This is a genomic window from Streptomyces sp. cf386, from assembly GCF_900103585.1.
GTDB lineage: Bacteria > Actinomycetota > Actinomycetes > Streptomycetales > Streptomycetaceae > Streptomyces.
This window is the reverse complement of record NZ_FNHV01000005.1, coordinates 303,330-320,839: the sequence shown is the minus strand read 5'-3', so window position 1 is coordinate 320,839 and position 17,510 is coordinate 303,330. Positions and strand designations below refer to the sequence as shown.

General features: G+C 70.5%; 14 protein-coding genes and 2 pseudogenes. 5 read left to right on the top strand and 11 right to left on the bottom strand.

Going from position 1 to position 17,510, the window contains the following annotated elements; translation table 11 throughout:
• Positions 1-188: 188 nt before the first annotated feature.
• Positions 189-950: an SDR family NAD(P)-dependent oxidoreductase gene (locus BLU79_RS15380; RefSeq protein WP_093906299.1), complete on the bottom strand. Its 762-nt coding sequence runs from the start codon at positions 948-950 to the stop codon at positions 189-191.
• Positions 951-1,127: 177 nt separating this feature from the next.
• Here BLU79_RS15380 and BLU79_RS15375 point away from each other — a divergent pair, with 177 nt between their 5' ends.
• The gene (locus BLU79_RS15375) at positions 1,128-1,778 is read left to right on the top strand and encodes a TetR/AcrR family transcriptional regulator (protein ID WP_093906298.1); all 651 of its coding nucleotides are present in this window, start codon (positions 1,128-1,130) and stop codon (positions 1,776-1,778) included.
• Positions 1,779-1,968: 190 nt separating this feature from the next.
• On the opposite strand, the gene BLU79_RS15370 is transcribed toward BLU79_RS15375, so the two are convergent.
• Genes BLU79_RS15370 through dhaK form a run of 3 tightly spaced genes read right to left on the bottom strand, consistent with a single transcriptional unit; the run spans position 1,969 to position 4,037 of the window.
• Positions 1,969-2,406 carry a PTS-dependent dihydroxyacetone kinase phosphotransferase subunit DhaM gene (locus BLU79_RS15370; protein WP_256333317.1) on the bottom strand — a complete coding sequence of 146 codons (438 nt, stop codon included), beginning with the start codon at positions 2,404-2,406 and terminating at the stop codon, positions 1,969-1,971.
• The gene (gene dhaL / locus BLU79_RS15365) at positions 2,399-2,998 is read right to left on the bottom strand and encodes a dihydroxyacetone kinase subunit DhaL (protein ID WP_093906297.1); all 600 of its coding nucleotides are present in this window, start codon (positions 2,996-2,998) and stop codon (positions 2,399-2,401) included. The genes BLU79_RS15370 and dhaL overlap by 8 nt, the downstream gene beginning before the upstream one ends.
• Positions 2,999-3,044: 46 nt before the next feature.
• Positions 3,045-4,037 carry a dihydroxyacetone kinase subunit DhaK gene (dhaK, locus tag BLU79_RS15360; protein ID WP_093906296.1) on the bottom strand — a complete coding sequence of 331 codons (993 nt, stop codon included), beginning with the start codon at positions 4,035-4,037 and terminating at the stop codon, positions 3,045-3,047.
• A 374-nt stretch (positions 4,038-4,411) separates the two neighbouring features.
• On the opposite strand from dhaK, the gene BLU79_RS15355 reads away from it, so the two are divergent.
• Positions 4,412-5,335 (top strand): hypothetical protein, encoded by a 924-nt coding sequence (locus BLU79_RS15355; protein ID WP_256333340.1) that lies wholly within the window; start codon positions 4,412-4,414, stop codon positions 5,333-5,335.
• Positions 5,336-5,480: 145 nt separating this feature from the next.
• On the opposite strand, the pseudogene BLU79_RS50000 reads toward BLU79_RS15355, so the two are convergent.
• Positions 5,481-5,652, bottom strand: a pseudogene (locus tag BLU79_RS50000) (universal stress protein); the annotation flags it as partial.
• 9 nt (positions 5,653-5,661) lie between these two features.
• Positions 5,662-5,772, bottom strand: a pseudogene (locus tag BLU79_RS49995) (universal stress protein); the annotation flags it as partial.
• A 224-nt stretch (positions 5,773-5,996) separates the two neighbouring features.
• Here BLU79_RS49995 and BLU79_RS15345 point away from each other — a divergent pair.
• Positions 5,997-7,682, top strand: a complete 1,686-nt coding sequence (locus BLU79_RS15345; RefSeq protein WP_093906295.1) for an NAD(P)H-dependent oxidoreductase subunit E — start codon at positions 5,997-5,999, stop codon at positions 7,680-7,682.
• Positions 7,679-10,360 (top strand): formate dehydrogenase subunit alpha, encoded by a 2,682-nt coding sequence (gene fdhF / locus BLU79_RS15340; RefSeq protein WP_256333316.1) that lies wholly within the window; start codon positions 7,679-7,681, stop codon positions 10,358-10,360. Before BLU79_RS15345 ends, fdhF begins: the two co-directional genes overlap by 4 nt.
• 17 nt (positions 10,361-10,377) lie before the next feature.
• Here the strand turns inward: fdhF and BLU79_RS15335 are convergent, their stop codons facing one another.
• The 4 genes from BLU79_RS15335 to BLU79_RS15320 form a co-directional block, all read right to left on the bottom strand.
• A complete protein-coding gene (locus BLU79_RS15335) occupies positions 10,378-10,797 on the bottom strand; it encodes a CBS domain-containing protein (protein WP_093906293.1) in 420 nt (139 codons plus the stop codon).
• A 508-nt stretch (positions 10,798-11,305) separates the two neighbouring features.
• On the bottom strand, positions 11,306-12,184 hold the full coding sequence (locus BLU79_RS15330; protein WP_093906292.1) for a potassium channel family protein: 879 nt from the start codon (positions 12,182-12,184) through the stop codon (positions 11,306-11,308).
• A gap of 112 nt (positions 12,185-12,296) precedes the next feature.
• Entirely contained in the window at positions 12,297-14,696 is a 2,400-nt protein-coding gene (locus tag BLU79_RS15325; protein WP_093906291.1) for a glycoside hydrolase family 65 protein, read from the bottom strand.
• Positions 14,697-14,754: 58 nt separating this feature from the next.
• Complete coding sequence (locus BLU79_RS15320) at positions 14,755-15,630, bottom strand: universal stress protein (protein ID WP_093906484.1); 876 nt, start codon at positions 15,628-15,630, stop codon at positions 14,755-14,757.
• Positions 15,631-15,834: 204 nt separating this feature from the next.
• Here BLU79_RS15320 and BLU79_RS15315 point away from each other — a divergent pair, with 204 nt between their 5' ends.
• Positions 15,835-16,512 (top strand): CBS domain-containing protein, encoded by a 678-nt coding sequence (locus tag BLU79_RS15315; RefSeq protein ID WP_177001028.1) that lies wholly within the window; start codon positions 15,835-15,837, stop codon positions 16,510-16,512.
• A gap of 23 nt (positions 16,513-16,535) precedes the next feature.
• On the opposite strand, the gene BLU79_RS15310 is transcribed toward BLU79_RS15315, so the two are convergent.
• A complete protein-coding gene (locus BLU79_RS15310; protein WP_093906482.1) occupies positions 16,536-17,459 on the bottom strand; it encodes an Acg family FMN-binding oxidoreductase in 924 nt (307 codons plus the stop codon).
• Between the last annotated feature and the right edge of the window lie 51 nt (positions 17,460-17,510).

Here is a 17,510-nt window from a genome sequence, read left to right as displayed (position 1 = left end):
CGGCTGAACTCTCCATGAGGATGCGGGAGTTCATGCCGTCGGCACGGGCTGCTGTCGTCGCTGATCCCGTGCCGGACGCGGGTGGCCGGGGGGTCGGCGTCCGTCGCGGACTCGGGCCCCCGGCCCCTGCCGGATCACCTGCGAGGGCAGGCGATCCGGGTGATCCCCGTACGCTCGTCGAGTAGGCGTCAGACCGCCGACCAGCCGTCGTCGACCGGCAGGACAACACCGTTGATGTTGCTCGCCGCGTCCGAGGCCAGGAACACGATCGCGGCGGCCTGCTCCTCGGGCTGGGCCAGCTTGCCGATGTTGACGAAGTGCGGGCCGAGGGCCGCCGGTCCGTGGGCATCCTGTGCGGCCTCCACGACGATCCCGGTCTGAGTGCCGCCCGGGGCGATGGCGTTCGCCCGTATCCCCTGCTTGCGGTACATCACCGCCAGGGACTTCGTCAGCCCCACCACGCCGTGCTTCGACGCCGTGTACGCGGCGCCCGCTGCGCTGCCGCGCAGGCCGGCCTCGGACGCCGTGTTCACGATCGCGCCTCGGCCCGCCTCGAGCATGTGCGGCAGCGCCGCCCGGGTGAGCAGGAACGGGGCGGTGAGGTTGACCCGGATCACCCGCTCCCACTCGGCGTCGGTGACGTCCGCCGGCGCCGACATGCGGTCCATGATCCCGGCGTTGTTCACCAGGACGTCCACGCCGCCGAAACGCTCGACGGCGGTCTCGACCACCCGGTCCACGACGGCCTGCTCACTCAGGTCGCCGACGACGGCGACCGCGGCGCCGCCCGCCTGCTCGATCTCCTTGACGACGGACTGGGCGCCCTCGGCATTGAGATCCGCCGCCACGACCCTGGCGCCCTCCTTGGCGAAGGCCAGAGCGGCCGCGCGCCCGATGCCCGATCCCGCTCCGGTGACGATGACGCTGCGTCCGTCCAGTCCGCTGCTCATGAGGTGCTCCATCCGTAAGGCCGATAGCCGATAGCCGATAGCCGATAGCCGATAGCCGATGGTCGATGGCTGATGGTCGATGTCCGAGGGCCAACCATACGACTTAATGTCTCTGAGTGACATAAACTCTTCGGGGAGAATTCCGGGAGAGCGATCAGCGCCCGGCCGGAGGAGACCATGACCGCAGCCCGCGGAGACATCAGACGACCCACGGGACGACCGCCCCTGACCGAGGAGCGCAAGGCCGAGATCCGGCTGGAGATCGCGCGGGCGGCGGTGGACCTGTTCGTCACCCAGGGCGTGGCGGCGACCACGGGCGAGCAGATCGGAGCGGCGGTCGGCGTCTCCGCGCGGACGGTGTGGCGCTACTTCCCGAGCAAGGAGAGCTGCGTACGGCCGCTGTTCTCGGCCGGTATCGACCTGATCGCCGACTGTCTGCGGCAGTGGCGCCCCGGTGAGGCCCTGGAGGAGGTCATCGACCGGGAGTTCGTGGTCGAGGGGCACCTGCAGGCCGGACCCGACCGGTCGACCGTGGGGGCGCTGGTACGGCTGACCCGTACCGAACCGGGCCTGCGCGCGATCTGGCTCCAGACGTACGACGAGGCCGAACCGGCGTTCGCCGGCGCCCTCGCCGAACGCGCCGGGCTGCCCGCCGACGACCTGCGCCCGGCGATCCAGGCGGCGATGTTCAACGCGGCGCTGCGCGCGGCCGTCGAGTACCACGCCTGGCACACCACCGACACCGCCCCCGACCCGGAGACGGCACAGGCCCAGCTGATGGCGACGCTGCGCTCGGCGATGGAGGTCGTGACGGAAGGGGTGGTGTAGACGTGGGGGAGACCTCGGCCACCGGGTTCGCGGGGAGTGGCCGCCAGGGCCTCGCGGTGCACTGCCCGGAAATCGGGTAGCGCGGCCGAGGGGCCCTGGCGTGGCGCGTGCCGGCGTCCGCAGCGGCACGCGTGGGCGTCAGTGGCGGGGGTGCCGGCGTCCGCAGCGGGGGGGGGGCTGGTCCGGTCCGCTACACCTTCCGGTAGTCGTACGCCTCCGCTGCCGCCGCCTCCACCGCCGCGAGGTCGGCGCCGGTGGCCGCTGTGACGACCGCGGCCACCGCGCCCTCGACGAACGGGGCGTCCACCAGGCGGGTGCGGTCGGGGAGTTCGTCGCCCTCCGCGAGCAGGGCCTTCACGGTGAGGACGGCGCTGCCCAGGTCGGTCAGGACCGCGACCCCGGCGCCGCGGTCCACGGAGGCGGCCGCCGCGGCGATCAGCTCGGCGCTGGTGCCGAGGTCGCCGCCCTCGGTGCCGCCCGCCGGGGCCACGGGGACGGCCGTGCCGGCGCCCGCGAGCCCCTGCGCCAGCTCGGCCACCGAGGCGGCCACCTGCGCGCTGTGCGAGACCAGCACGATGCCGACGAGCCGCTCGCCCTCCTTCTCGTTGCTCACCGCCTCGTCACTCACCGCTCGCCTCCACCAGCCCCGCGATCAGCAGCGCCGAGGACGTGGCCCCCGGATCCTGGTGCCCGATGCTGCGCTCCCCGAGATAACTCGCCCGCCCCTTGCGGGCCTGCAACGGCGTGGTCGCCAGGGCGCCCTCCTCGGCGGCGGCCCGCGCCGCGACGAACCCGTCGCCGAGCGCGTCCACGGCCGGCACCAGTGCGTCGATCATGGTCTTGTCGCCCGGCGCCGCGCCACCGAGCACCATGACCGCGTCCACCCCCGTGCGCAGCGCCCGGGCGAACTCGTCCTTGCTCACCTCGCCGGCGTCCCCGAGCGCCTTGCCGGCCCGCCGCAGCAGCGTCCCGTACAGCGGCCCCGACGCCCCGCCGACCGTCGAGATGAGCTGCCGCCCGGCGAGGGTCAGAACCGCGCCGGGCGTCTGCGGGGCCTCCTTCTCCAGCGTGGCTGTGACGGCGCGGAACCCGCGTTGCAGGTTGCTGCCGTGGTCGGCGTCCCCGATGGGCGAGTCGAGGGCGGTGAGCCGTTCCGCCTCGCGGTCGACGGCAGTGGCGGTCGCCGTCATCCAACGGCGGAAGAACTCGGCGTCGAGCACTGGATCTCCTTGTGTGGCAGGTGCGTTGCGGTCGTCCGGCTCCGGATCACATACCCCAGCGCAGCCCCGGCGTCCGCACCGGCGCGTTCCACAGCCGCAGCAGCTCCTCGTCGACCTGGCACAGGGTGACCGAGGCGCCGGCCATGTCGAGCGAGGTGACGTAGTTGCCGACGAGGGTGTGGGCGACTGTGACACCGCGCTGCGCGAGTACCCGCTGGACCTCGGCGTTGAAGCCGTACAGCTCCAACAGTGGTGTCGCACCCATGCCGTTGACCAGGACGAGGACGGGATTGCGCGGGGTCATGTCGTCCAGGATCGCGCCGACGGCGAAGTCGGCGATCTCGCCCGACGTCATCATCGCCCGCCGCTCCCGGCCGGGCTCGCCGTGGATGCCGATACCCAACTCCAGCTCGCCGGGCGGCAGATCGAAGGTGGGGCTGCCCTTGGCGGGTGTGGTGCAGGCGCTGAGGGCGACGCCGAAGCTGCGGGCGTTCTCGTTGACCTGACGCCCGATCGCTTCCACCCGCTCCAGCGACTGCCCCTCGTCCGCGGCGGCGCCGGCGATCTTCTCCACGAACAGCGTCGCACCCGTGCCGCGCCGCCCGGCCGTGTAGAGGCTGTCGGTGACCGCGACGTCGTCGTTGACGAGCACCTTCGCGACCTGGATGCCCTCGTCCTCGGCGAGCTCGGCGGCCATGTCGAAGTTGAGGACGTCCCCCGTGTAGTTCTTCACGATGAACAGCACACCCGCCCCGCTGTCCACCGCGGCGGCGGCCCGCGCCATCTGGTCCGGGACCGGCGAGGTGAACACCTCGCCCGGACATGCGGCCGACAACATCCCCGGACCGACGAATCCACCGTGCAGCGGCTCGTGCCCCGAGCCGCCGCCGGAGATGAGGGCGACCTTCCCCGCCACCGGCGCGTCCCGGCGCACGATCACCCGGTTCTCCACATCGACGACCAGCTCGGGATGAGCGGCCGCCATCCCGCGCAAGGCGTCCGCGACCACGGTCTCCGCGACGTTGATCAACATCCTCATGGGTACCTCCTGGTGGGCTGGTAGATGGGCTCCTGACCTGCGTTTTAGCAGGTCAGGACGGGGCAGGTCAGTAGTTGATCTTTGCGTTCCATGGCGGTCGGAAGCGGGTTCTGGCGGTACTGATGCTGACTTGGTGCTGACTTTGATGACGGGGCGTCAGGTATCTCGGACTGGTCGGAGGCGGGTCGGCCGAACGCTGCTGTCGGCAGTATCGACCTTGCGGTAACGAAGGTCACGTGCGCGGACGCCCGTGGGCGAGCGTCGGTCTCATACGTCGGTCCGGATGGTTGAGCAGCGTGGCGGGCCACCATGAAGGGAACGTCGCGGGCATGCGGCCGCCTCTGTGCGGCACTGAGGGGGAGGGGCCTGTCGTGATGTTCAGGAAGAGAACGCTCGAAGCGCTCGGCGACCTGGTTTGTGGAAATCTCGGCTCGGACGATCCGAACGCCGCGTCCGAGCCGAAGTACTTTCCGTACCGATCCAGCGCGTACATCACAGATTTTTTTGCCGAGCTCGGCACGGACTGGGTGCATGACGGCTCCACTCGGCACCGTTGGGTGGCCGGCGTTCTTGAAGCGATGCTCGCCGAGCCGCATGATGGTCCCGCCCAGCCGCCGGAGTCCTTCTGCAGACTCATCGATCATCTCATGAGTCCCGCTGACGCCCTTAATGAAGGACTTGACCGGCCGAACACGCTTCGTCAACTCAACCACGTACTCGTCAGGGAAGGTTTCGAAGCGTTCTACGGAGATGACAGGCGCTGCCATCTCCGCCATCTGGGGACAGACGCGGTCTCTGCCGTGGCGATGAATCCGCACCGTCCCCTCAGCGCCGCAGAAGTCCGCCGCCGCGCCGACCTTGCTGCATACCTGGACAAGTGCAGGGAGGACGAGCTGATCGAGGAAGTGCTGCTTCCGTTGTTCCGGCAGTTCGGGTTCCAAAGGATCACTGCAGCCGGCCACAGGGACAAGGCGCTGGAGTACGGGAAAGACATCTGGATGCGCTACACATTGCCCACGCAGCACTTCCTGTACTTCGAGATCCAGGTGAAGCGGGGGAAACTCGATGCCGCCGGGATGGCCAGGGCAGGAAACGCCGATATCGCCGAAATCCATCACCAGGCGCTCATGATGCTCGCCCACGAGATCTTCGATCCCGAGACCAACAGGCGAGTGCTTGTCGATCACGCCTTCATCGTGGCCGGTGGCGAGATCACAGTGCCCTGTCCCAACGAGCTGCCATCAGATTCGGTGTCGGCCCGCCCCTGCCCGCAGTGCCCTGACAAACGAAGGAAATGATCAACCATCCACGCGCCCCTGCGGCGCGAGGGCAGACGGTAGGCCGCAAGGACCCGGGTGGTCTTCATGGGGGTCCGCCTATCCCTTGTGCGACCCAACAAGATGGTGACGGGCAGGGATGTCTCCTCGGCTCCGCTCGGACCGTCGCCCTGCTGCTCGCGCGCCACGAGCAGCGGACACCGGCCGTGCGCCGCCAGATACACAACCGTCGACCCCACGAGCAGCCCGACCAACTCGCCCATGCCCCTTGAATCCACCACCAGCCCCGCGGCACATGACTGCGACTCCAGTGCCGTCAACGGTTCACCGGTCACGACGACATGACACCACATGAACGCATGGACCACCCGCAACCGGGCCCCGCGCAACCGCGCCTCCCGCGCCGCCGCGTCCACCGCGGCAAGACTCGACGCCGACCCGTCCACGCCCACGCCCACGACCACCAGACCACCCACCAGGCCTCCCGCGTCCGCACGCCATTGCCTCCATCTCCGGGTTCACTCCGGAGACACCCCGCTGCCATGGGATGCAGCGACAGCACTCGGAGCCATGTGGCAGGCCCCGCTACCCCGCCCCCGTGGCCCCACTGCCGCTGCTGCGGTCGCACGCAAGCGCCAATGCCGGAATTGCGGCCACGTCTGGCCGCCGCCACGATGAGGACATGGCTCCCGTTGGTCCCATGGACCGTTTCGACGCGTTCCGAGCCTTGGACGATCGGCGTGGGCGGCCAGGAGGCCGGCTGATCGAGTCGCTGGCCGCGGTCAGGGCCGATACGGCGGACAGCCCAGAGGCCTGGGCTCCGGCGGCAGCCGCCGCTGTTGGTCTGCCCGCTGCCGCCGCCCTGGGACCAGCCAGCTACTACGCGGACCTTGCCGCTCCGCATGGCCGCCGTCATGTGCGCATCTGCGCTGCGACGGCGTGCTTCGCCGCGCAGGCCGGACGGCATCTCGACGATGTGGAACGCGAGCTGGGTGTCGACGCGGACGCGGTCTCACCGGACGGGGCGACGTCACTGCAGGCCGTCCGCTGTCTGGGGTACTGCTACGCAGGTCCCGCCGCGCTCGATGGCGACAAGCCCTGCACGGGCCCGACGCTGGCCGGTCAGCTCGCGGGACGTGAGCCTCCTCGGGTGCCCGAGATTCCGGTGGCCGACGAGACGGGCAACCCAGTGCTCCTGGGCGGAGTGGTGGCCGGGGAGCCCACGTGGCAGGTGTGGCCGCGGATGGTGACGACCGGTTCCGCCGACACGGTCCAGTCGGAGGTCGCCGCATCGGGACTGCGAGGCCGTGGCGGAGCGGGGTTCCGGGTGGCCGCGAAATGGGAGGCGGCCGGCCGGGCTCCCGGCACCGTGGTGGTGGCCAACGGAGACGAGGGCGACCCCGGTTCCTACGCCGACCGGCTGCTCATGGAGGCGGAGCCGGAGCGGGTCCTGGAGGGCCTGGCCCTGGCCTGCTTCGCGTGCGGGGCAGAACGGGGTGTGATCCTGGTGCGCTCGGAGTATCCGCGGGCGCTGGCGCGGATGCGGGAAGCGGTCGGGCGGGCTTACGCGGACGGGCACTTGGGGCCGTCCGTTCACGGCACGGACATCGCCTTGGAGGTGCAGGTGGTGCAGGGCGCCGGGTCGTATGTCGCGGGCGAGGAGACCGCCCTGATCGCGAGCCTGGAGGGGGACCGTGGCTGCGCACGGCCGCGTCCGCCCTACCCGACCCGGCGCGGGCTGTGGGACGTGCCGACGGTGGTGAACAACGTCGAGACCCTTGCCTCCGTCCCGTGGATCGTCTCCCGCGGCGGAGAGGTATACGCCGAGCGCGGGGTTCCGGGCGAGACCGGGACGAAGCTGGTCTGCCTGTCCGAGCGGTTCGCCCGGCCGGGGGCGTACGAGGTGGAACTGGGCACCCCACTGGTTCGGATCGTCAACGAGCTGGGCGGCGGCCTGAAGGAGGGCGCCGAGTTGAGTTCCGTGCAGGTCGGCGGACCGCTGGGCGGCTTCCTCGCCGCAAACGCGCTGGATGTCCCGCTGACCAGTGCCGACCTCACGGCCCGGGGCGCCGCACTCGGCCACGCCGGACTGGTCGCCTTCGACCAGCGTGTGACTCCCGAGGAACTACTCCGGCACATCTGGCAGTTCGCCGCGGCGGAGAGCTGTGGTGCCTGCTCGCCCTGCCGCGTGGGCTCGCGACGTGGCCTGGAGCTTGCGTCCGCCGGGGCCCCGCCCGGACCGGAATGGGGACGGCTCGGTCGTGTGCTGGCCGAGGCGAGTCTGTGTGGCTTCGGGCGGCGCATTCCTTCAGCGGTGCACAGTCTCACCCGCGCCTACGGCGATCGGCTGCGGGGATGGGGGTCGTGATCGAGATCGAGATCGAGGTCGACGGGGCGGATGTCGAAGTCCCCGCGGGTGCCTCACTGCTCTCGGCCGTGCGGGTGGCCGGCGCCGCGCTGCCTGCTCTCTGCTTCGACGACCGGCTGAGCCCCGCCGGCTCCTGCCGTACATGTCTCGTAAGGGCCGATGGCCAGATCGTGGCGGCCTGTGTGACCCCGGCCGTGTCAGGCGTGCGCATCGAAGCAGACACCGAGGAGCTCCGGCAGTTGCGCCGGGACGCGGTGGCGCTCATCGCCTCCGCCCTGCCGCCCCGCGCGCTCAGCCAGGACAACCTCAGCGAGCTGGCGCAGGCCTGCCGGTCGATGGGCTTGGGCCCCGAGACGGCCCAGGGCGCGGGAGGGCGGGGTGGGGACGACTCCCACCCGTATGTGCACCTGGACCGGGACCTGTGCATCGCCTGCGGTCGGTGCGTCCGCATGTGCGCCGAGGTGCAGGGCACCTTTGCCCTGACCCTGACCGGCCGGGGCGGTGACACCGTCGTTGCTCCCGGCACCGGCGGGCCGTGGGCCGAGTCGGACTGCGTGGCCTGCGGCGGCTGCATCGATACCTGCCCCACCGGCGCGATCACCGAGCCCGGACCGGGGCGTGGGCTCACCTCCGCCCATTTGCCGGCCGCCATCCGCACGACGTGCGGATACTGCGGTGTCGGCTGTGCCCTGGACGTCATCACGTCCGACGGCCAAGTCACGGCGGTCCTGCCGGCCCGGGACGGCCCGGTCAACCAGGGCCACGCCTGCGTCAAGGGCCGCTTCGCCCACGGCTATCTCACCTCTCCCGACCGCCTCACCCGGCCCCTGTTGCGCCGCAACGGCCGCCTGGAACCCGTCGGCTGGGATGAGGCGCTCGGCCATGTGGCCAGGGGCCTGAGCGAGGCCGCTGACACCGGCGGGCCGGACGCCGTGGCGGCGATCTCCTCGGCCCGTGCCACCAACGAGGAGAACTACCTCGTCCAGAAGTTCATGCGGGTCGTCATCGGCACGAACAACGTCGACAACTGCTCGCGACTGTGCCACTCCCCGTCCGCCGCTGGCCTGACCGCCTCCTTCGGGCTGTCCGGCGGCACCGACAGCTTCGACGACGTCGAGCGGTCGGACTGCCTGCTGGTGGTAGGGGCCAATCCCGTCGAAGCCCACCCGGTGGTCGGAGCACGCCTGATCCGGCAGGTCCTGCGCGGGGCCAAGTTGGTCGTCGCCGATCCCCGTGCCGTGGGCCTCGCTCTGCACGCCGACGTACACCTGCGGCCCCGCCCCGGCACCAACGTGGCGCTCTTCCACGGTCTCGCCCACGTCCTGCTCGCCGAAGGACTGACCGACGAGGAGTTCCTGCGCGAGCGGGCCACCGGCCTGCCAGAGCTCGCCCACCTCCTGGACGACTACCCGCCCGACCGGGTCGCGGACATCACCGGGGTGCCCGCCGCGGACCTGATCGCCGCCGCCCGACTGTACGGCCGTGCCCGGCAGCCCGCGATCGTCTACGGTCTGGGCGTCACCGAGCACCTGCACGGCACGGACGGGGTGCGGTCACTGGCCAACCTGGCGATCCTGCGGGGTGCCGTGGGCACCCACCGCGGGCACGGCGTCAACCCGCTGCGCGGCCAGAACAACGTCCAGGGCGCCTCCGACATGGGGGCGCTGCCCGACTTGCTGCCCGGCTACGGGAAGGTGACCGACGCCGCGGTGCGGTCGCGGGCCGAGGCGGTGTGGGGTGTACGGGTCCCCGAACGGCCCGGCATGCGGATCCCGGACATGTTCGCCGCGGCACGGGCGGGGGAGCTGCGGGCGCTGTGGGTCATCGGAGAGGACGTCTGCGCCACCGATCCCGACGCGAACCGGGTGGCCGAGGCCCTGGACGCGTGCCCACTCGTGGTGTGCAACGAACTGTTCCTGTCCGAGACCGCCCGCCACGCCGACATCGTGCTGCCGGTCGCGTCCTGGCTGGAGAAGGACGGCACATTCGTCAACTTCGACCGCCGGTTCCAGCGGGTCCGCCCGGCCGTGAACCCGCCGGGCGAGGCACGCAGCGACTTCGACGTCGTACGCGCCCTCGCCGTGCTGATGGGAGCTGACCTGGGCTGCTCGGCTCCGGCTGACGCCCTGGCCGAGTCGGGTCGGGTCGCACCCGTCTTCGCGGGTCTCTCGCACGAGCGGCTGGACCGGGAGGGCGCGGTGCCGTGGCCCTGCCCGGACCCCGGTCGGCCGGGGCAGGCCAAGCTCTACGAGGAACAGTTCGCCACGCCGGACGGGCGGGCCCACCTCGCCGCGGCGCCCTATCTCCCACCCGGGGAAAACCCCGACGACGCCTATCCGCTCGTCCTGGTCACCGGGCGGCGCTGGGCGCACTACAACTCCGGCAGCATGACCCGCCGCGGCGCCAACCTCGCGCTCGACCCGGTCGACTTCCTCGACCTGCACCTCGACGACGCCGTCCGATACGGCGTCCGAGACGGGGCGCAGGTCACCGTGGAGAGTCGGCACGGCCAAGCCCGGCTCATCGCCAGGGTCGGCGAACAAACAGCTCCAGGGCAGGTGTTCTGCTCGTTCCATTTCCCCGCGAGTGGGGTGAACCGCCTGACCTCCGAACACGCGGACACCGTCACATCCTGTCCCGAGTACAAGGTCACGGCGGTACGAGTGACGGCGGGATGATCGCGTCCGCCGGTCGGTCAGGCGGTCGCGCAGACGACCTCGACGAAGTGGCCCACCTGGTCCTCGGGCAGGTGACGTGCGAGGTCCGCCTCGCTGATCATGCCGACGAGGCGACGGTTGTCGATGACGGGCAACCGCCTGATCCTGTGCTCTTCCATTGCATGGAGGACCTGGTCGGCATTGGCCCCGGCGTCGATCGTGATCGGCTTGCCCTGTTCGAGCATGCCCGCGGTCACCGTCCGGGGGTCCTTGCCCTTGGCGAGGCACTTCACCACTATGTCGCGGTCCGTGATGATCCCGTGGAGTCTGTCGTCCTCGCCGCAGATCGGGAGGGCTCCGACGTCCAGTTCCTTCATCCTGAGTGCCGCGTCCTGAAGCGTCTCGTTCTCCCGGATGCAGGTGGCACCGCTGTGCATGATCTCCCGGGCAGTGGGCATGGCCGTCTCCTTCGAGCGTCGTTGTCCGCGCGGGGAGAGCCCTGGGAGCCTGGCTCGCCCCGACCGGTACTCCTCCAGAACAGTTTGGGTTCTTCGCCTCCTGCGCGCATGCCGGGGGACAGGCGGGCACGTCACCCGAGCGGTGGCGGGCTCCATGGCTGCATGTCGACATGGGGCCGAGGCCCGACAGCGCGGTGCGAATGCCAGGTCGGTGGGCGGAAGTGGCTCCGTGCCAACAAGTCTTGTTGCAGCGGGAGACAGACTCCGGCTGCCTGGAGGCGCAGTGCCGGGCAGCCGGCTACCAGCACGAACGGGTTGGTGAGGCGCCAGGACGAGCCTGGGAGCCAAGTGTCACGCCCAGCTGGGTGGGGCCGAGGATCAGCGCCGTGACGTGCCATGGCAGAGCCATGTCCGAACGGTTCTGTGCTCCGGGCGCCATCAACCGCTCCCGGGTGAACCCGGATACCCCGTGGACGACGGATCCCGCCATCGCAGAGGGCACCCTCGCTCAGGGCTGCGCACGGCCGCGGCCATGGTCGGCGGCGTACGCGGCGAACACTTCCGCCGGTGGTCCTCCCGTGTGGAGGAAACGCTGGTCAAGGATGGCGGCGAGGTCTGCCAGCGCACCGGCGAGCAGGTCACCGGCCAGTCGTACCTCTGACCGTCGCGCGGCTTGTCCGCGCTCGGCGAGGGCGGTGGCGTAGCCCACCATGGCCGCCAGTGACGAGTGGTCCTCGCCGTCATGGAAGTAGTACGCCTCGGCGTACTGGGTGAAGTCGATGCGGACGCGTACGACTTCGGTGGCCAGGCTGTCCAGGAGCAGGGCTCCCGCGGTGGAGTCGAGTTGTCCGGTCGTCGGGCCTGCGTCGCGCAGCAGCGCCAGCCGGATGGCGAGGACCCTCCTGCGGGTCAGCGCGGGGTAGATCTCCAGCACCCAGGAGACTGTAGCCGTCAGGAGGGCGAAGCCGATGAGCGCTTCCAGCGGTGAGACCAGGCGCAGCCAGCCCTCGTCGGGTGCGATGTCTCCCAGGCCCAGGGTGGCCACCGTGACGAGGGAGAGGTACAGGGAGTCGAGCATTGCCGGCTCCCGTGCCGCTTTGGAACCGGGAGAGAAAGTGAACGACTCCGGCATGTGTGGCCAGTAGACGACGGCCCAGCCGATGATGACGGTCCCGGCCCACATGCCCACCACCGTCACCATGGCGAGCGGTCCGACAAGCCCGACCACTCGTCTGCGCGCACGAAAGCGCCGGGCCAGCCGCCACATCGCTGTCATCACGAGGCGGCTCAGGCCGCCGTGGCGGGTGGGGTGCCAAAGAGTGTGGAAAAGGTCCCGCAGGCTGACCATGACGAGCCCGGCACCGACCAGCGAGACCAACCACTTCATGCACGTCTCCCACAGCACTGTCACCCGGCGCGGAGCCCCGCTTTCGGAGCCCAGGCCCCAAACTGACGGATCACGCGGCAGACGCGGAGCCCGGCACGCCCACCGCCGTGGATCAACTCGTCGGCAGCATGAGCGTGCAGGTCTCCCCGGGCGCGATGGTGACCGCCCGGTCGGCCAGCACCACGCGGATCGGTGACTCTTCCGAGTCGGGCACGCTGATCTCCAGCTGTCCGCTCCGGCGCCGTATGCCGACACCCCAGTGACCGCGGTAACGCAGCGAGAATCCGTACTCGGAGAGCGCCGGAAGAGGCACCGGGTCCAGCCACAGGGCGTCCTCGCGTGTCCCCAGTCCCGTCAGACCCCGCTGGACCAGGTCGAGGGTTCCGGCCATCGCCCCAAGGTGGATGCCTTCGCCGGTTGTGCCTCCCTGGATGTCGGCGATGTCTGCCTCCAGGGCCTCCTGGACGTAACTCCACGCCTCCGCTCGCCTGGCCCTGGCGAGGACCAGGCCGTGAACGAGCCCGCTGAGTGTGGAGCCGTGGCTTGTGCGCTGCAGGTAGTAGTCGACGGTCCGGCGCCAGACCTCATCGTCCAGGTCGTACCCGAGGCGCCGGAACAGGGTCCGCAGCTCGGCGGGCGAGAACAGGTGGCCGAGCATGAGGACATCGGCCTGTTTGGACGCCTTGTAGCGGTTGACCGTGTCGCCCTCGGCCTCGAGGATCCGGTCCAGCCGCCGGATGCTGGTGTGGCGCGCCCGGTAGGCGGCCCAGTCGAGCTCTGCGAGGTCGTCGTAGCCCTCGAACTGGCTGATGACGCCCTGGTGGAACGGCACTCGCAGCCGCCGGGAGATCTCCTCCCACTTCGGGAGTTCGTCGCCGTCCAGCCGGATGCGATCGAACAGTTCCTCCCGGCGCCAGGCGGGGAGGCGGCGCAGCAGGTCCAGGGCGCGGGTGAGGACCCAGGCGGCGGTGACGTTGGTGTACGCGTTGTCGTCCAGTCCCGGCCGCGCGGCACCCGGGTAGGCGTCGTGGTACTCGTCGGGGCCGACCACGCCCCTGATGCGGTGCCGTCCGAGGCTGTCGTCGTAGACGGCCTTGTCCGCCCAGAAGCGGGCGATCTGCAACAGCATCTCGGCGCCCTTGGTGTGCAGGAACTCGGTGTCGCCGGTGGCCTCGCAGTACTGCCACACGTTGTAGGCGATCGCCGAGCCCACGTGGTGCTGGAGCCGGGAGTGGTCCGGCAGCCAGCGCCCGGAGCGGGGGTTGAGATGCCACCCCTGGGATTCCTCGCGGCCGTCGCTGCCGCTCTGCCACGGATACATCGCCCCGGCCCGGCCGATCGCGGCAGCCGCCCGGCAGGCCCGCGGAAGCCGCCGGTGGCGGTAGTTCAGCAGCGCCCGGGAGACCTCCGGGAAGTGCAGGTTGAGATACGGCAGGACGAACAGCTCGTCCCAGAAGACATGCCCCCGGTACGCCTCGCCGTGCAGCCCGCGCGCCGGTACGCCCACGTCGAGATCCGCGGTGTGCGGTGACAGCGTCTGCAGGACGTGAAAGAGGTGGAAGCGCAGTATGCGACCGGCCTGGTCCGGCACCTGGATGTCCGCGTGCCGCCACAGCCGCTCCCAAGCGGCGACGTGGGAGTCCAGCAGGGCCGGGAAGCCCGCCGCGGTGGACACCCGGTCGACCGCTTCGCCGAGCGGGTCGCTGATCGCCGTGTCGCGTGAGGTGTGCAGCGCCACGGTCTTCTCCACGGCGACGGGTCGGCCGGGAGCGATCGGGGCCACCAGGCGGTGGACGGCACGGCGGCGGGCCGGTCGAAGCTCCGACAAGGCCGTCGGCCGGCCGACGGCGACCGTCCGGGCGGCCATGGCGACACCGATGTCCGAAGTACTGGTCCGGCAGCTCAGCCAGACCGTGTGGGGCTCCTGTGTCCCTGTCCGTACACGGGTCACATGGCGCCGGTTGAGGGCGCGGTAGCGGTGAACATTGCTGTTGATCACCTCGCCGTCGAGACAGGACTCTATCTCGATCTCTCCCGACCAGTCCTCGGCCGTGAAGACCGTCTGCAGCGCAGACAGGTGTGGGTCCCCCATGTGCACCAGGCGGGTCTGCTCAACGCCGAGCATGCCCCGCTGGTCGTCCCGGTGGCGGAATGAGCGGGTGAGTGTGGCGTGACACAGGTCCAGGGTGTGCCGGTGGTCCAGGAGGGCGTGCGCGTCGGGGGAGAACCACGGGCCCCACGGCCCCGCGGCGCGGCGCAGACGGAACCGCAGGGGCAGCCAGTTCGGGAGGTTGACCAGGTCCTCGTTCACCACTTGTCGCCCCGCCACGGTCGACTCCAGGCGGTCGTAGCACCCGGCCGCATAGGTTCCCGGGCAGTGCACCAAACCCGCCCGGCACTCGGGCACGGCGCCCCGCGTGGCGAAGTAGCCGTTGCCGAGCGTGCAGAGCGATTCACGCAACCGCTCGGCCACGGGGTCGTAGCCCTCCCACTGCCACGTCCACTCCGACATCCGCCGCCCTGCTCTCTCCTTGAGAAACCGTGGGAGCCCTGGCCCGCGCGGCGAAACCTCAGACTCTTTGCGGAATGACGGCGACCGGGCACTCGGAGTGGTGCAGCAAGGCGTGAGCGACCCTGCCGAGTTGCAGACCGAAGTGACCGTGGCGGCGCAGTGCGCCGACGACGATCAGGTCGGCATCGGTCGATGCCTTCAGCAGGACGCGGTGGGCGGGGCCTTCGACCGGCCGACGGTGTACTTCGACCTCGGGGTGCTCTTGTACGGTCTCTCGGAGCGCGTCGGTGAGGCGGTTGGAAGCCTGCTCCTCATGCGCCCCTGTGGCGTCGTCCGCGATCAGGGGAAGGTCTGCGTGCTCGTGAGCCGGGCTGCGCCAGGTCCGTACGGCCGTCAGGGCACAGCCGCGCGCCTTGGCCTCGCGGGCGGCGAACCGTACGGCGCCCTCGCCGTCGGTCGAGTCGCCGACGCCCACCACGACCCTGCCGAAGGATCCTCGAAGGTTCCGCTCCGAGCCACGGACCACGATGACCGGGCACACTGCGCGAGCCGCCACCGCGAGGCTGACCGACCCCAGCAGCAGCCCGGCGAACTCGCCGCGCCCGCGGGAGCCCGTGACCAGGGCGAACGCCTCGTGCCCTGCCCCCAGCAGCACGGACACGGCATCGTCGGGAAGTGCCTCGCCCGACGCCTTCACCTCGGGATTGCGAAGCCGGGCACGTTCCGTGCAGGAGGCGATGATGTGCTGCACCATGACCTCCTCAGCAGGACGATCGGTGCTGAGGGACGGCCGGCTTCCCTCGTAACGCTCCCAGAGGGAGGCGTAGAGCAAGCGCAGCGGCAGCCCGTGGCGTGCCGCTTCGTCCACCGCCCAGTCGACCGCCAGCAGACTTGAGTCCGATCCGTCGACGCCCACGACCAGCGGGAGTTCCATCGCCGCCACCGCCTTATCCGTCCGGCTGCTGAGAGACCCCCTGTGACTACCGTCGCACCGGCCGCGGACCGCCGCGACATACGGATACGGACCAGCTCTCGGCCCGGGCGGCCCTCGGTCGGATTGCGGTACACCGAGATGCGGTGATGCTGGAGACATACAGCCGAACCACCTCCTCCGGTGCGCCCCCGAAGGACCCAGGACATGCCTGACACTCCGCACATCGTGAGTGATGTGATGACCCTGCCCGTGGTGGCCGTCGGACGGGACGCGCGGTTCAAGGAGATCGTGCGGGCGATGGAGCAGTGGAAGGTCAGTGCCGTACCGGTCGTGGAGGGCGACGGGCGGGTCATCGGTGTGGTCTCCGAGGCCGACCTGCTGCTCAAGGAGGAGTTCCGGGAGGGCGACCTCACCCGCTCCGAACAGGTCCGGCGCCCGTCCGATTTCGCCAAGGCGGGTGCGGTGACCGCTGAGGAACTCATGAGCACTCCCGCGGTCACGGTCCATCCCGACGTCACCCTGGCCCAGGCAAGCCGGATCATGGCCGTGAAGCGCCTCAAACGGCTGCCCGTGGTCGATGACGAGGACCGGCTGCAGGGCATCGTCGGCCGTGCCGACCTGCTGAAGGTCTTTCTGCGGTCTGACGAGGACATTGCGGAGGAAGTCCGCCGCACCGTGGTGTCGTACCTGTTCCCCGCACTCAGTCACACCATCCACGTGTCCGTGCACGACGGGGTCGTCACGCTTCGCGGACGGGTCCAGGACACCTCGCTGGTCTGGGTTGCCGAGCGCCTCGTCCGCGCTGTGGAGGGCGTGGTGGACGTCGAATCCCGGCTCAGAGGCGAGGACACCGCCCCGGACCGACCGGAGACCGCGCGGTGATCTGAGCACGTGGTTGGGCATGGTCAGGGCTGGATGTCGAGTACCTCCGTCACCGGGCGGCGCGGTGTGCGGGGGCCCTTGGGCCCGTATCCCAGACGCAGCAGCAACTGCTGGTAGCCCGTACCGGACGCCGGGTCGCGCAGCGGCCAGCGCAGGTCCGTCCATTCGAAGGGCTGGGTGGCGAAGGAACTGGACAGACCCCTGAGGGTGGCCAGCAGCAGGACGCGTTCCATGGCCTGGCCGGCGCGGAGCCAGTCCTCCGGGCGGTCGTGGACCGTGCTGACGAGGGCCAGTTGAGGGTTGCGTTCGAAGTCCGCGGCGTCTCGTCCCGCCACTTGCCGGGCGCCGGCGAAGTCGCGCATGGGGGCCCTGCCCCCGCGCTTGCGCGGACCGAAGGCGTACTGCGGGACTCCGTCGTCGGCGGTGTTCACCGAGGGGGCATCGGTCTGGGTCCACTGCGCCAGGTCCTGGTCGCTGCCGGGATCGGTGATGTTTCGCGCTTCGGCTTCCTGGACCAGTTCCAGTACGTCCTGCAGATGCCATGAACTGGGGAACGACAGGTCTGCTCCCTCATCTTGAGCGGCCGTACCGAGAGCTTCCCGCACGGTCTCGGGGATCTCCGTCTCCTCGAACGGGTAGCGGCTGCTGTGCCGTTGATGGATCGCCGGATACAGCGCGCCGAGATCGCCCTCGTCGCCCGCGGAGCCGGTCAACTGCACGCTCGCGAGCAGCGCCCGGTCGGTGGGGTCGGGTAGCAGCCGGGTTTCCGGGTGCCAGCCCTCGTGGACCACGGCGATCCTCAGGTTCAACAGGGCAGCGCCGCAGCCGAGATGAAGGCCGCGGGTCTCGGGGTCGGAGTGCGGCATGGCGCGCTCGAAGTCGGCACGCAGCTCGAACGTGCGGGTGCCCCGGAAATAGCGGAAGCGCCAGGGCTGCGCGTTGTGCATCGACGGGGCGGCCGCGGCGTCGTGGACCAGGGCCGCCACCTGTTCGTCGGA